The 213-nt window shown below is 66.2% G+C and carries 1 protein-coding gene; it reads left to right on the top strand.

The window, feature by feature from the left end:
• A partial coding sequence (locus IAE56_RS21015) for an autotransporter domain-containing protein (RefSeq protein ID WP_200753849.1) occupies positions 1 to 213 on the top strand: 213 nt, incomplete at both ends.

The raw sequence follows: 213 nt of genomic DNA, 5'->3' as shown, positions 1-213 counted from the left end.
CCGCAACCGTGTGGAAGGCATCGGCCTGGCCAGCGAGCGCTACGACAGCCGCGCCTGGCAGGGTGCGGTGGAAACCGGTTATGCCTTCCGCCTGGGAATCGCCAGCAACGGCGGCATCTATCTGGAACCGCAGCTGCAGGTCGGCTACAGCCGCTGGGATGATGATCGCCACACCGAAACCAACGGCACCGTGGTCGGCACCGAGAACGCCGA

It is taken from the genome of Stenotrophomonas sp. S41 (assembly GCF_016624625.1).
Taxonomy (GTDB): domain Bacteria; phylum Pseudomonadota; class Gammaproteobacteria; order Xanthomonadales; family Xanthomonadaceae; genus Stenotrophomonas.
The sequence above is the reverse complement of the archived record's forward strand: the minus strand, read 5'-3'. Positions and strand labels throughout refer to the sequence as shown.